At 61.4% G+C, this 14,254-nt stretch carries 12 protein-coding genes and 1 pseudogene; 6 read left to right on the top strand and 7 right to left on the bottom strand.

The annotated features are described in order from the left end of the window. Window positions 1-3 precede the first annotated feature (3 nt). Genes coaBC through argB form a run of 4 tightly spaced genes read left to right on the top strand, consistent with a single transcriptional unit; the run spans window position 4 to window position 4,918 of the window. The gene (coaBC, locus tag ACYQ3M_RS00670) at window positions 4-1,224 is read left to right on the top strand and encodes a bifunctional phosphopantothenoylcysteine decarboxylase/phosphopantothenate--cysteine ligase CoaBC (protein WP_460034118.1); all 1,221 of its coding nucleotides are present in this window, start codon (window positions 4-6) and stop codon (window positions 1,222-1,224) included. Beyond that, window positions 1,190-1,648, top strand: coding sequence for a dUTP diphosphatase (gene dut, locus ACYQ3M_RS00665; protein WP_460034117.1), 459 nt, complete (start codon window positions 1,190-1,192; stop codon window positions 1,646-1,648). The genes coaBC and dut overlap by 35 nt, the downstream gene beginning before the upstream one ends. A gap of 45 nt (window positions 1,649-1,693) precedes the next feature. After that, complete coding sequence (locus ACYQ3M_RS00660) at window positions 1,694-4,018, top strand: phosphomannomutase/phosphoglucomutase (RefSeq protein ID WP_460034116.1); 2,325 nt, start codon at window positions 1,694-1,696, stop codon at window positions 4,016-4,018. 3 nt (window positions 4,019-4,021) lie between these two features. Next, window positions 4,022-4,918: an acetylglutamate kinase gene (gene argB, locus ACYQ3M_RS00655; protein WP_460034115.1), complete on the top strand. Its 897-nt coding sequence runs from the start codon at window positions 4,022-4,024 to the stop codon at window positions 4,916-4,918. On the opposite strand, the gene ACYQ3M_RS00650 is transcribed toward argB, so the two are convergent. Genes ACYQ3M_RS00650 through pilB form a run of 7 tightly spaced genes read right to left on the bottom strand, consistent with a single transcriptional unit; the run spans window position 4,874 to window position 12,217 of the window. Beyond that, on the bottom strand, window positions 4,874-5,914 hold the full coding sequence (locus ACYQ3M_RS00650) for a DUF4124 domain-containing protein (protein ID WP_460034114.1): 1,041 nt from the start codon (window positions 5,912-5,914) through the stop codon (window positions 4,874-4,876). The two genes, argB and ACYQ3M_RS00650, sit on opposite strands and share 45 nt — an antisense overlap. Window positions 5,915-5,947: 33 nt before the next feature. After that, window positions 5,948-6,586, bottom strand: a complete 639-nt coding sequence (gene pyrE / locus ACYQ3M_RS00645; protein ID WP_460034113.1) for an orotate phosphoribosyltransferase — start codon at window positions 6,584-6,586, stop codon at window positions 5,948-5,950. A 35-nt stretch (window positions 6,587-6,621) separates the two neighbouring features. Beyond that, window positions 6,622-7,800, bottom strand: a complete 1,179-nt coding sequence (gene hemW, locus ACYQ3M_RS00640) for a radical SAM family heme chaperone HemW (protein WP_460034112.1) — start codon at window positions 7,798-7,800, stop codon at window positions 6,622-6,624. Next, entirely contained in the window at window positions 7,772-8,392 is a 621-nt protein-coding gene (gene coaE / locus ACYQ3M_RS00635) for a dephospho-CoA kinase (protein ID WP_460034111.1), read from the bottom strand. Before coaE ends, hemW begins: the two co-directional genes overlap by 29 nt. 4 nt (window positions 8,393-8,396) lie before the next feature. Then, window positions 8,397-9,266 (bottom strand): prepilin peptidase, encoded by an 870-nt coding sequence (locus tag ACYQ3M_RS00630; RefSeq protein WP_460034110.1) that lies wholly within the window; start codon window positions 9,264-9,266, stop codon window positions 8,397-8,399. Beyond that, entirely contained in the window at window positions 9,266-10,495 is a 1,230-nt protein-coding gene (locus tag ACYQ3M_RS00625; protein ID WP_460034109.1) for a type II secretion system F family protein, read from the bottom strand. Before ACYQ3M_RS00625 ends, ACYQ3M_RS00630 begins: the two co-directional genes overlap by 1 nt. Window positions 10,496-10,498: 3 nt before the next feature. After that, entirely contained in the window at window positions 10,499-12,217 is a 1,719-nt protein-coding gene (gene pilB, locus ACYQ3M_RS00620; RefSeq protein ID WP_460034108.1) for a type IV-A pilus assembly ATPase PilB, read from the bottom strand. Window positions 12,218-12,296: 79 nt separating this feature from the next. On the opposite strand from pilB, the gene ACYQ3M_RS00615 reads away from it, so the two are divergent. Continuing rightward, complete coding sequence (locus ACYQ3M_RS00615; RefSeq protein WP_460034107.1) at window positions 12,297-13,070, top strand: exodeoxyribonuclease III; 774 nt, start codon at window positions 12,297-12,299, stop codon at window positions 13,068-13,070. Further along, window positions 13,054-14,229, top strand: a pseudogene (locus tag ACYQ3M_RS00610) (AmpG family muropeptide MFS transporter); the annotation flags it as partial. The gene ACYQ3M_RS00615 and the pseudogene ACYQ3M_RS00610, both read left to right, overlap by 17 nt. Window positions 14,230-14,254: the final 25 nt, after the last annotated feature.

Here is a 14,254-nt window from a genome sequence, read left to right as displayed (position 1 = left end):
TATATGCAAGTCCATCCGGCGCGACCGCGGATTTTGTTGGGCGTCACCGGCGGCATCGCTGCCTACAAGGCGGCCGAATTGGTCCGCCGGCTGCGGGCTATGGGCGCCGAGGTGCAGGTGGTGATGACAAAAGCGGCGACCCGCTTTGTTACCCCTTGGACGCTGCAAGCCTTGTCGGGAAGGCCGGTGCGGACGCGGCTGTGGGACCAGACCGCGGAAGCTGCCATGGGACACATCGAGCTGGCGCGCTGGGCCGAGCGGGTGGTGATCGCCCCGGCGAGCGCCGACTTTCTGGCTAAACTTAGGGCAGGGTTGGCCGACGACCTGCTTTCGACGCTGTGTCTGGCCACCGAGGCGCCGATTGCGGTGGCGCCGGCGATGAACCGGCGCATGTGGCGGCATCCGGCGACCCAAGAGAACCTCGCCGTGCTTAAGAAACGCGGGGTTCAGGTCTGGGGGCCGGCGACAGGCGCGCAGGCTTGCGGCGAGACCGGTCCGGGTCGGATGCTGGAGGCGGCCGAACTTTGCGAGCGCATCCGCGCGTGGCTGCGTCCTGGACCGCTGAACGGCAAGAGGGTGCTGATCACCGCCGGTCCGACGCGCGAGGCGATCGACCCGGTGCGATTCTTAAGCAACCGCAGCTCCGGCAAGATGGGCTATGCTCTCGCCCAGGCGGCGGCGGAGGCAGGGGCACAGGTGGTGCTGGTGAGCGGCCCGACGGCGTTGGCGCCGCCGCCGGTGGCCGAACTGGTGCGGGTGGAAAGCGCCAAGGAGATGTACGAGGCGGTGATGGCTAGGGTAGAAAACACAGCGATTTTCATCGCCGCGGCGGCGGTGGCCGATTACACCCCAGCCGTCGTTCAGCCGCATAAGATCAAAAAGGAGACCGAGTGGCTGCATCTGGAGTTGGTCAAAACCCAGGACATCCTGGCGGAGGTGGCAAGGCGCCCAAAGCGTCCGTTTACGGTGGGATTTGCCGCCGAAACCGAGCGGCTTGAGGAACACGCGCGGGCGAAGTTGGAACGCAAAGGGCTGGACATGATCGCTGCCAACAAGGTAGGCAAAGGCGTTGGGTTTGAGGTCGATGAAAACTGCCTGTGGGTGCTGTGGCCGGGGGGCGCGCGCCGCCTGCCTCTGGCTTCCAAGCTGACGCTGGCAAGGCAATTGGTGGCTTTGATCGCGGAGCGGTATGCGGCAAAAAATTCAGCTAAAGATTCTCGATGAGCGCTTGGGCAAGGAAATCCCTCTGCCTGGCTACGCCACCCAAGGGGCGGCGGGTTTGGACTTGCGCGCGTGTTTGATGGCGCCCTTGACCTTGCCGCCGGGGGAAACTGCCCTGATTCCCACCGGGATCGCCATCCACATCCAAGATCCCAGCCTGGCGGCGGTGGTGCTGCCGCGCTCGGGGCTTGGGCACAAACACGGGATCGTGCTCGGCAATCTGGTAGGATTAATCGATTCCGACTATCAGGGAGAGATCCTGGTCTCGTGCTGGAACCGCGGCCGCGAGCCGTTCACGATCGGCGTCGGTGAGCGGATCGCGCAGCTGGTGCTGGTGCCGGTGGTCCGGGCCGAATTCGAACTGGTCGCCGAATTTGAACCGAGCGCGCGCGGGGCAGGCGGGTTTGGCCATACCGGTTTGGACTGAAAGCCAATGAGCCTAAAGCGGTGGTTGATGCTCTTAGGAGCGGGAATGGCGGCGACGCTGGTTTTCGTGGTCGCGGGCGGTGGTTTTTTGGCTTGGCGGCAGGCGCGGGCGATGCAAACCCAAGCCTTGGCCGATTGGGTGCAGGCCAGCGCCGGACAGATTCAAGGCCGGGTTAGGGATTTGACGGTTTGGGTCGAGGGCTTGGGCAAAGACCCCCGCCTTTGGGCGGCGCTAAGCCAGGGGGAAGCGGATCGGGAAGCGCAGCGCTTGGCCGAGATCGTGCCCGCAGCGGTCAAGGTCCATCTTTTGCCGAAGGCGGCGGATCGACCCGAGCTGGGATTTGCCGACTTGGACCTGGTGCGTCAGGCCGAAAGCGGCGACCCGCCCCCGGCGGTGCACGGTTTTGGCTCGCCTGAGGCGCACCTGGCGGTGGCGCGGGCGATTCGGCAGGAAAATCGCGTGCTTGGGGTGATCTTGGTCGGGATTCGCGTGGATTGGCTGCAGGCGCTCGTGCCTACGCCTTCTCGCGGTGCGGTCGCGTTGTGGCAGGGCAATTTGCAACTGGCCTATCGGGGGGATCCTAAGTTCCAAAGCCAGCCCCCCAGCGGTATCGTTCCGATTCCAAACACACTCTGGCAGCTTAAATTTTGGACCTCGCCCCCGGATTGGACGGTGCTGGGGGGCAACCTGGCGCTTTTGGGAATGGCACTTTTGGGAACTTTCGGGCTGCTTGGGCTCATCTGGCGCAAGTGCGCGCAGGCGATCGCGCAGGACTGCGCCGCTTTGGGCGGGTTGGTCAACGATCTGCTCGCCGGCACCGTGCGCGGAAATTACGCCTTGAGCTTGCACGAGCTAAAACCTTTGCTCGAGCGCCTGCTCGAGGCGCAACGCGCCGCCAGAACTAGGCAAACTCCGCCGCCGCAAGAAATCGCTCCTAAACCGCCGGAGGCTTTGCCTTCTGAGCAAAAGGGGCGCTCGCAGGATCAGGGAAGGACTGCAGTTGCGGTGCCGGCCTCGCTCTTTCGAAGCGAGGCGATCTTTGGCCTGGCCGAGTCTTTGACTCCGGCCGTTGCGTACGAGTTGGGGCGGGCGCTCGGCAGCGAAGCGGGCGCGTTGGGGGAGCAACGCGTGGCGGTCGGGTGCGACGCGCGCCCCGCGAGCGGGGAAGTCGCCCGCGCTTTGATTGAAGGGTTGCGCGCCAGCGGGCGCGACGTCATCGACCTGGGCAAAGTGCCAGCCCCTCTTGTGGATTTTGCCGTGCATTGCCTGCCAGTGCGCAGCGGGGTCATGGTGAGCGGAAGCCACCATCCGCCGCCATACACCGGGCTGAAAGTCGTGCTGGCCCAGCGACCTTGGGGAGGGGAAGAATTAAAGCGCCTGCGGCAGCGCCTTGAGGCGGGCGACCTCGCCGCCGGCTTGGGGATGCTGGAGAGTTGGGATTTGGTGGCCGATTACATCGCCGCCGTGCTCGACGACGTGCAGCTCGCGCGCCCTCTGAAGGTGATCGTGGACTGCGGCGGCGGGGTGGCGGGGCAGGTGGCGCCGGCGCTGCTGCGCGCTTTGGGGTGCACGGTGGAGGAATCCCACACCCGCGGCGTGCTGGACCCCTTGGCCCCCGGCGCCCTCGAGCGCCTGCGCGCCAAGGTGCAAAAGGATCCGGAAGCGGAGCTTGGCCTAGCCTTCGATGGCGACGGCGCTCGCCTGGCGGTGGTCGATTCGGCGGGGAATTGGGTCCCGCCTGACCAGGTGTTGATGCTGCTCGCGGCCGACGTGTTGTCCCGGCAGCCGGGCGGGGACATCGTGTTCGACGTCGAATGCGGTCGCCAACTGGCTGGCTACATCATTCAGCATGGGGGCAGGCCGGTGCTGGCGCCTTCCGGCGACCGCTCCCTCTGGGCCAAAATGGCCGAAGTCGGGGCGGTGCTGGGAGGCGGAGGCGGTGGCCAGCTGCTGTTTCAGGAACGCTGGTTGGGGGTGGCCGATGCGATTTACGGCGCGGCCCGGTTGCTGGAGGTGTTGGCGTTGGAACCCATCGCGTCTGCGGAGATATTTTCTGGTTTGCCAAAGGTGCTCTCGACCCCGCAGCTGCGGCTTGCTTTGCCCGAAGACCAAGCCGAGCAGATCGCGCATCTGCTTGCCGCCTCGGCGGATAAGTTTTTCCACGACGCCAAGGTCCAAACGCTCGATGGGGTGCGGGTGGATTTCGCCGAGGGCTGGGGGCTGGTGCGTCCCTCCCATACGGTCTCGGCGCTGGTGTTTCGCTTCGAGGCCGATTCCCCTGCGGCGCTGGCCCGGATTCAGGCGCGGTTTAGAGAGTGGTTTGAGGTTTTGGAGCTGCCCCAAGAACTACCGTTTGCTGTTGGAGAATAAAAAATGGAGAAACTGAACGATTTCGCCGGGCGTATCGCCCACGTCTTGATCGAGGCGCTGCCTTATATCCGCCGCTTTCAGGGCAAGACTTTGGTCATCAAATACGGCGGCAACGCGATGGTGGACGAGGCCTTAAAGCACAGCTTCGCGCGCGACGTGGTCTTGCTCAAACTGGTGGGGATCAACCCGGTGGTGGTTCACGGCGGTGGGCCGAAGATCTCAAGCCTCTTGGGGCGGTTGGGGAAATCGAGCCGGTTCGTGGACGGGATGCGGGTGACCGACAGCGAGACCATGGACGTGGTGGAAATGGTGCTCGGGGGGCTGGTCAACAAGGAGATCGTCGGCCTTCTCAACCAGCACGGCGGCCGGGCGGTCGGCCTTACCGGTAAGGACGGCGGCTTGATCCGCGCGCGCAAGATCGTTTTGACCAAAGCCGCCCCGGAAGCCCAGGCGCCGGAGATCATCGACCTAGGGCACGTGGGGGAGGTGGAGTGGATCGACCCCGGCGTGATCGAGATGCTGGTCCAAGGGAATTTTATTCCGGTCATCGCCCCCATCGGCGTCGGAGAAGACGGCGCTTCCTATAACATCAACGCCGATTTGGTAGCCGGCAAGCTGGCGCAGGTGCTCAAGGCGGAGAAACTGATCTTGCTCACCAATACCTTGGGCGTGTTGGATCGCCACGGCAAGCTTTTGACCGGCCTGTCGCTGCAGGAAGTGGAGGGACTGATCGCGGATGGGACCATCTCCGGGGGGATGATCCCCAAGGTGCGCTGTGCGGTGGATGCGCTCCAAGGGGGGGTTAAAAGCGCCCACATCATCGACGGGCGCATCGAGCACGCGGTGCTGCTCGAGTTATTCACCGACCAAGGCATCGGCACCTTGCTGGGCGCGGGCTAGCCCGGTCTGGATGAAGTTGGCAAATCCGGCGCGGATCTCCCGCACGCGCTCGCCTTGGCACAGTGCTTGACCGATTCCTGAGAGCTTGCAGCGCACGTCGAGAAACAGGGTGTCTTGCTCTTTGCCTTGAATCCGGGCCACCGTGAGCGCGATGTCTTGGTCTTGATGGGGATCGTCGGTGTGGAGGAGGGTCTCGCTGGCGATGAGCAAAGGGGTGGTGGCGTGCGCCTGGAGGTACATCTTGGCCAATTGCCAGGCTTGCTCGCAATCGACGTTGCGCCGGCACTGAAACACGCTTAGGACGATCTCCTGCTCGCGCGCCGCTTGGGAGTCGGGGCGGGTGGTGGCGGTTTGTTGCCCCCCTTCCTGAAGGCGGGCCTTGAGGTTCCGAAACCGCGCCAGATCCTGCGCGAACTTGCGCTTGAGCTCCTCTTGGGCGTTAAGCTCCCGGTCGATTTTCGCCTGCAGCTGCTGGATCTGCTGGCGGATGGCGGCGATCGCTTCGGGCAAGGCTTGGGGAACCTTGCCCTGCCGGCGTTCGCTGGCCGCCGCCTCTTGGATCTTGCGATCCAACTGCGCCTGCAGGCGCTTGAGGTTGGCGGTGAGCACCTTGATTCGGGTGGTTATGGTGTCGAGCTGGCCGTTGAAGGCCAGCTGCAGTTCTTCTTCGTTGCGGTAAGTGCGGAGCAGCGCCTGGTCGCGGGCCAGCTGCTCCTCCAGCAGGCGCTTCTCCGCCTCGCGCAGTTCGGCCAACTGCGCTTCGCGCGCGAGCTCTTCGGGAGTTTTGGGTTTTGCCACGACTTCCAGTTTGCGCGCCCGCGATTTGTCGTAGATCACCCGTTCGTGTTTGGCCGCTTCCGCTGGAACGGTATCGGAATAATGCACCTTGCCTTGCTCATCTACCCACCGGTACAGCTTGGCGGAACCCTCGCCTGCCCAGGGCGAAGGCGAGGCCAAAATGAGACCGGTCAGAAGCGGGATCGGCAGCCGTTTCATCTCCTTTTGAGCATAGCTCTTGGGGGGCTGGAATCAAGCGCCAAACTGGGCGCGATGGCGGTAGATGGCGTCAAGCTCGGCGCGAAACCGGCCGCTTTCTTCAAGGTAGGCGAGCACTTCGGCCAAGGTGACGATGGCCAAAACCGGAACGGCGTATCGCTGTTGGATCTCCCAGACCGCCGCGCGCCCGTCGCGGCCGATCTCCTGGCGGTCGAAGGCGAGCAGAACCGCGCAAGGTGTGGCCCCGGCTTGGGTAATGGTGTCCATCGCCTCGCGGATCGAGGTGCCGGCGGTGATCACGTCGTCGACGATCACCACCCGGCCTTGCAGCGGGGCGCCGACAAGATGCCCGCCTTCGCCGTGATCTTTGGCTTCTTTGCGGTTGAAAGCATAGCCTACGTCCTTGCCGCCGCGAGCCAAGGCGATGGCGGTGGCGCAGGCCAAGGGGATCCCTTTGTAGGCTGGCCCAAAGAGCAAGTCGTAATCGAGCCCGCTTTGCTCCAAGGCGGCGGCGTAGAACTGCCCTAACTTGAGCAGTTTGGCGCCGCTGTCGAACCGTCCGGCGTTGAAAAAGTAAGGGCTTGGGCGCCCGGATTTGAGGATGAAACTCCCGAAATTCAAGGCGCCTGCGGCAATGGCAAACTCGATGAACTCGCGTTGATAAGCGTGCATGGGGTGACTTCGATCGCGTGGGTGGCTATAGGATATCAAAAAGCCGTTTCGGTGGTTGCGCTGACGAGGCGCTCGAGTAAGGTGTCGAGGAAGTCCCAGCCTAAAGGGGTGCACGCGATCCTATCTTGGTTTTGGGCGAGAAATTCTTCTTCCATCCATTCGTCTAGAACCGGCGCAAGCGTAGAAAACGGCAAACCCGTGCGCGATTCGAATTGGCTTGGGCTAAACCCTTCTTTGAGGCGCAGGGCGTTCATCAAGAATTCTAAGGGCTTGTCGGCGTTTTGTACTTTGGTTTTGCCGCCAAGACGGAGCGGGGTGGCGGCTTTTTCTAGGTAATGGTAAGGATGGCGAATTTTCCACGTGCGCCAAATCGTATTTGTGCCCGGGTCGGTCCATTTGCCGTGAGCGCCGGCGCCGATCCCTAGGTAATCGCCAAACCGCCAATAATTGAGGTTGTGCCGGCACGCAAATCCTGCCTTGGCGTAGGCGGAGATTTCGTAGCGGCTAAACCCTGCCTTAGCCAGTTCTTCCTGGCCTGCTCGCGCCATGGCCCAGATCGAGTCTTCGTCGGGCAGGGGCGGAGGGTACTTAGCAAACCAAGTGCCAGGTTCCAGGGTCAGCTGATACCAGGACAGGTGGGTGGGATCGGCCGCCAGGGCAGAACGTATGTCTGCCAGCGCATCGGCTAGGGTTTGCTGCGGCAGGCCGAACATCAGATCCAGATTGAGATTAGAAAATCCCGCCGCCTTGGCGGTCTCAATGGCGGTTAGGGCCTCGCGGGCCGTGTGGATGCGCCCTAAGGCGTTGAGCTTGGCGTCCTGAAACGACTGGATTCCGAGCGACAGGCGATTGATCCCTAAGGCGCGAAATTCTTGCAACTTGCCGCTCTCTACGGCGCCGGGATTGGCTTCCAAGGTGATCTCGGCGTCTTCCTCCCAAGGGAGAAGCCGGCGAATACCGATCAAAAGCCGCTCTAGGCTCGCCGGGGAGAACAGACTCGGGGTGCCGCCGCCGATGAAGACGCTGTGGAGTTTGCTTTCTATTTTCAGCTCGTTTACGTCTTGGGCCAGGTCCGCAAGCAAAGCGTCGACGTATTCGCGCTCGGGCAGCGTTCCTGACAGCGCGTGCGAGTTAAAGTCGCAGTAAGGGCACTTGCGCACGCACCAGGGCAGGTGGATGTAGAGGCTAAGGGGCGGTCGGATCAGGTTGGGCATGCCCGCTAAGACGCAAGTAAAAACGGTGAAGTTCCTCCACTTGCCGTTCCAGATCGCGTAAATTCCCGGTGTTGCAGATCACCTCGTCGGCCGCTTCAAGGCGCTCCGCGCGCGAGGCCTGGCTGGCTAGAATGTTCAAAATCAGCTCCTCAGGCAAACGGTCGCGGCGCCGGATCCGCTCGATCTGCAGCGCCTCTGGGCAATCCACTACCAGCACCCGGTCGACCCGATCTTGGGCTTTCGTTTCGATGAGCAAGGGGATGACGAGAAGGCCGTAAGGGGCAGCGCATCGGCGGCTTCGGCGTTCCATTTCCGCGAAGATCGGCGGGTGGAGAATGGCTTCCAGGGTTTTTCTCGCGGAAGCGTCGGCAAAGACGTTGGCGCGCAGTTTGGCTCGGTCCAACCGGCCGTCAGGGGTTATGACTTCGCTGCCAAAAGCGGCTTGGATCGCTTTAAGCGCCGGCCGGCCCGGCTCGACCAGCTCTCGTGCGATGCGGTCGGCGTCGATCACCGGCACTCCCAAACGCTCGAACAGCTGCGCGACGGTGCTTTTGCCGCTGCCGATCCCGCCGGTCAGGCCGATTTTCAACATCGCATTAAATTCCGCTCAGCTGCCAATACATTCGGTTTAAGTCCTGGCCCCACAGCAGAGCGATCCAAGCCGCCAGGGCAAGGTAAGGGCCGAAGGGGAGCGGGGTGTTTTTGTCGCGGCCTAGAACCAGGGTCAAACTTAGCCCAATCGTTGCCCCTAAAAGGGAGGCGAGGAGGAGGATCAAGGGCAGCATCTGCCATCCCAGCCAGGCGCCGGCGGCGGCCAAAAGCTTAAAATCCCCATACCCCATGCCTTCTTTGCCGGTAAGGAGCCGAAACAGCTGATACACGCTCCACAGGATGCCATAGCCCAAGGCCGCCCCTAGGATGGCCGAGGCCGGGTCGGTGAATCCCCCCGCCAGGCTTGAAAGCAGCCCCAGCCAAAGCAAGGGCAAGGTAAGCGCGTCGGGGAGAAGCTGGTGGTCCAAATCGATGCCGCTCAAAGCGATCAGATTCCAGGTAAAAATGAGCGCCCACAAGGTCTTGAGGCAGAAGCCGAACTTAAAGGCTACAAGCGCCGACAAAATCGCCGTGAGTCCCTCGACCAGCGGATAGCGTACGGGGATGCGGGCGCTGCAGCCCGCACAGCGCCCCTTAAGCCACAGGTAACTGAGGATCGGGATGTTCTCCACGGCGCGGATGCGGCGGCCGCAGCGCGGGCAGGTGGAAGGGGGATAGATGAGGTCGAAGCGCTCCCTTTCCGGCTCCGGGGGCTGGCCCAAAATTTCCAGACACTCGCGTCGCCACCTTCGCTCCAGCATCTTCGGCAGGCGGTAGAGAACTACGTTGAGAAAGCTTCCCACCAGCAGGCCGAGAATAAAAGCGGCGCTTAGAAAAACCGCCGGGTTTGGGAATAGCTTTTCCCAAGGCGCCATCAGACCACCGACCCCAGTTTGAAGATCGGCAGATACATGGCGATCACCAAGCCCCCGACCACGACCCCGAGGAACGCCATGATCATCGGCTCCATCAAGCTGCTCAAAGCGTCCACCGCGTTGTCCACTTCTTCTTCGTAAAAATCGGCCACCTTAGCCAGCATGCTGTCGATGGCGCCGGATTCCTCGCCGATGGCGACCATCTGCACCACCATGTGGGGGAACAGCCCGGTCTGGCGCATGGCCAGTTGCAGCTGCTGGCCGGTCGCGACTTGCTCGCGCATTTCCAGGATGGCCTCGGCGTAAACCGCGTTGCCGGAAGCCCCGGCGACCGAGCTTAATGCTTCCACCAGAGGAACGCCGGCGGCGGACATGGTGGACAAAGTCCGAGCGAAACGAGCGATCGCGGATTTGTGCAGGATCTGCGGGCCGAGGATGGGAATCTTCAAGAACACCCGGTCGAGGAAATGGTTAAAAGCCTTAGAACGCTTTTTGAAGTAAAAGAAAACATAACCCAAAGCGAGCAGGGCGCCTAACAGATAATACCAGCTTGCCTGCATAAAGCGCGACAGTTCGATCACCAGTTGGGTGAAAGCGGGCAGATCGGCGCCGAATCCTTTGAACAGCTCTTCAAACTGAGGGATCACGAAGATCAACAGGATGGCGGTGACGATGCACGCCACGACGATTACGGCGGTGGGATAAAACAGCGCCTTTTTTACCTTGCCTTTGAGGGATTCGGTTTTTTCCTTGTAGGTGGCGATCTTATCGAGCAGGGTTTCCAGGACCCCCGCCTGTTCGCCGGCGTGGACCAGGTTGCAGAACAGCTCGTCGAAGTACAAGGGATGCTTGCGCAGGGCTTCGGTCAAGGTGCCGCCGGCTTCGATGTCTGCCTTGATTTCAAGGATCAGCTTCTGCATGCTGGGATTTTCGTGGCCGTGGCCGACGATCTCGAAGGCCTGCACCAGCGGCACCCCGGCGGTCAGCATGGTGGCCAGCTGGCGGCTGAACACCGCGATGTCTTTGGGGGTGATTTTCTTGGCGCGCGCCCCAAACAGGGGTTTGGGTTTTTTCCTGACCTTGATCGGCTTGATCCCCTGCTGGCGCAGCTGCGCTTTGATCAGGGCCTCGCTGCGTCCTGGTTGTTCGCCCTTGACGCGCTTGCCGCTTTTGTCTATGCCTTCCCACACAAACAGGATCGCTTCGCTTTCTTTCGCTTTGACTGCCATAGCTTATTCCTGCGTGACTCGGTCGATTTCCTCGATGCTGGTGATTCCCTGCCGGACCTTGTTCAGCCCCGATTCCCTCAGGTCGCTGACGCCTTCTGCCTTGGCCTGCTGGGCGATCGCCACGGCCGACCCTCCCTCGAGGATGAGCCGGTTGATGGCCTCGGAGATGGGCATCACTTGGTAGATACCCACCCGGCCCCGGTAGCCTTTGGTGCAATGCTCGCAGCCTTCGGGATTGGCGGTAAAAAGCTCCAAATCGGCGAGTTCGTCGCTGCGGAAACCGGCTTTCAGCAGCACCTCAGGGGGATAATGGGCGGGGCGCTTGCAGTATTCGCACAGGCGCCGCGCCAGGCGCTGGGCCAGGATCAACAACACCGACGAGGCGATGTTGAACGGGGCAATACCCATCTGCGCGAGCCGATTCAGGGTCTGCGGGGCGTCGTTGGTGTGCAGGGTCGAAAGCACCAGGTGGCCGGTTTGGGCGGCCTTGACGGCGATCTCGGCGGTCTCCAAATCGCGGATTTCCCCCACCATGATGATGTCGGGGTCCTGGCGCAAGAACGCGCGCAAAGCGCTGGCGAAGGTCAGGCCGGCTTTGGGGTTGACGTTGACTTGGTTGATGCCGGGAACGGTGATTTCGACCGGGTCCTCGGCGGTGGAGATGTTCTTGTCCGGGGTGTTGAGGAGGTTTAGCGCGGTGTACAAGGTGACGGTTTTGCCGCTGCCGGTGGGCCCCGTGACCAAAATCATGCCGTAAGGCTTGTGGATCGCGGTCAAAAAACGTTCTTTCTGGATCGGCTCAAATCCCAGTTTGTCGATGCCGATCTGGGCGCTGGTCGGATCGAGCAGGCGCAGCACCGCTTTTTCTCCAAACAGCGTGGGGCAGGTGCTGACGCGGAAATCGATGGTCTTGTTGTGCGACAGCCGCATCTTGATGCGGCCGTCCTGGGGCACGCGGCGTTCGGCGATGTCCATCTTGGACATGACTTTGATCCTGGAGATGATCCGCGTGGCCAGGCTGGGAGGGGGGGAAGTTACCTCGTGCAAGAGGCCATCGATCCGAAACCGAATGCGAAAGCTGCCTTCGTAAGGCTCGAAGTGAATGTCGGAAGCGCCTTTTTTGATCGAATCCAGTAAAATCTTGTTGACGAAGCGCACGATCGGGGCGTCTTCCACCTCCGATTCGGTAACTTCTAGGCCTTGCTCCTCGGTGCTTTCCAGTTTGAGGTTCTCCAGGTTCTCATCCAAAAGCTCTTTTAGGCTGCTGTCGGCGGCTTCCAGGGCGGCGTCGATGGCTTTGGCGAGCTTGTTTTCCTCGACCAGGATGATCTCTGTCGCAAGGCCGGTGTGGAATTTGATTTCGTCTAAGGCCTGTAAGTGGGTGGGGTCGGAGACCGCCAAAAACAGGCGATTGCCGCGTTGATACAGCGGCAGAATCCGGTGTTTTTGGATGAGTTTCTCGCTCACCAGTTTGACGGGCATCTGCGCCGTATCCATGGCATCGAGGTCGAACAGAGGGACGCCGAACTGGCGCGAAGCGGCGGCGGCGATGGTGAGGCTAGGGAGGATTTTGTTGGCGGTCAGCCAGGTTGTTAGGGAAACTTGCTGTTGGTGTGCCTGTTCCTGATAGCGCAGCGCCTCCGGTTCGGTCAACAGACCGGCATCGACCAGGCAGCGCGCCAGGCCGCTGAGCTTTGGGATGTTTGCGCTTACGGTCGCCATGAATCGGGTGCGATGCCGATGTACGATATGTGTTAAATATAGTTGATGGAGTGGTTTTGTCCACCAGGCGGGAAAACGCGTGCGGGTGATCACGCTCAACGTAAACGGTATCCGGTCGGCGGCGCGCAAGGGGTTTTTTGCTTGGCTTAGCACACAGAACGCCGATCTTGTCTGCCTCCAAGAAATCAGGGCACAGGCAGAGCACTTGCGCGATGGCGTGTTCTGGCCCGAGGGCTATCATTGTTATTACGCCCACGCGCAGAAAAAAGGTTACGGCGGCGTGGCCCTTTATGCCCGCAAGCGGCCGGATGAAGTGATCGAAGGTTTTGGCTGGCCGGAGGCCGACCGCGAAGGACGCTATTTAGAGGGGCGATTTGCCAATTTGAGCGTGGCTTCGGTGTACGTGCCTTCGGGAACCTCGGGGGAAGAGCGGCAAAATTTCAAATTCGAATTCTTGGCGCATTTTTTTGCGTTTCTGCGCCGTTGCCGCCAAATCGGACGGGATTATATCTTTTGCGGCGACTTCAACATCGCCCATAAAACGATCGACCTTAAAAACTGGCGCGCTAATCAAAATCATTCCGGATTTTTACCGGAAGAGCGTGCCTGGATGGATAAGCTCCTGGGGCAAGAGGGGTGGGTGGACGCGTTTCGCGTCCTCAATCAAGAGCCGGACCAATACACCTGGTGGTCCAACCGCGGGCGGGCGTGGGAAAAAAACGTCGGTTGGCGGATCGATTATCAGATCCTCTCGCCCTCTTTGCGAGATCGCGTGAGGCGGGTGGAAATTTACCGCGCGCAGCGTTTTTCCGACCACGCGCCTTTGATCATCGATTATGACTATCCGTTCTGAGCGTTCCTGGTGGCGGGTGCTGATCAGCCGACGCATGGCGGTGGCGTTTGCCATGGGTTTTTACAGCGGTTTGCCGCTTTTGCTCACCGGATCGGTGCTGCAGGCCTGGATGCGCGAAGAAGGCGTGGATTTGGCGACCATCGGCTGGTTTGCCTTGGTGGGGCTGCCGTACACCGGGAAATTCCTCTGGGCTCCAGTATTTGATCGCTTTGCCTTGCCCGGGGGGCGGCGCCGGGGATGGCTGCTGTGGGTGCAGCTCATGCTGGCGCTTGGGTTGGTCGGCCTCGGTTTTGCCCGGCCTACAGATCCTGTCTGGATGGCGCCGATCGCGCTCTGGGTCAGCTTTTTGTCTGCCAGCCAAGACATTTTGATCGATGCCTACCGGCGCGAATCCCTCTTGGATTTAGAGCAAGGGCTGGGCGCTTCCCTCTACGTCAACGGCTATCGGCTAGGGATGCTCTTGACCTCGGGAGGCGGGTTGATCCTGGCCGATTTCCTCGGCTTCCCGATGGTTTATTGGCTGAGCGGCGCGCTGATGGCTTCGGGGATTCTGGTCACCTTATGGGCTGAGGAAAGCGAGAGTCAAAGCCTATCTTCGTCTTCGCTGGTGGCGCCGTTGTGGGAATTCTTCCGGCGCCAGGACGCCGTGTTGATCCTTGCATTCATCCTTTTGTACAAGCTCGGCGACACCATGGCCAGCCACATGACCACGCCGTTTTATCTGGATCTGGGCTTTAGCAAGACCGAAATCGGCGCGGTGGTCAAGCTGTTCGGATTTTGGGCTACGGTAGCCGGCGGGTTGGTGGGCGGGGTATTGATCCTGCGCTTGAGGATTTATGCCGCACTGTGGCTGTTTGGAATCCTGCAAGCGGCCTCCACTGCCGGATTTGCGTGGTTGGCTTGGCTTGGCCCAAATCTTTTGGGGCTGACAGCGGTGATCAGCTTCGAGAACCTGGCGGCGGGGATGGGAACGGCGGCGTTTGTCGCGTTTATGGCCACGCAGACCGATAGGCGCTTTACCGCCAGCCAATACGCCTTGCTTTCCAGCCTGATGGGAGTGCCACGCGTGATCGTCGCCGCCCCCACAGGATGGATGGCGCAGCAGCTGGGGTGGGTAGGATTTTTCCTGCTGTGCGCCGCCGCGGCCTTGCCTGGCTTGCTGTTGCTGATTCGCTTGCGGCGGT

Source organism: Methylothermus subterraneus (assembly GCF_054656915.1).
The sequence above is the reverse complement of the archived record's forward strand: the minus strand, read 5'-3'. Positions and strand labels throughout refer to the sequence as shown.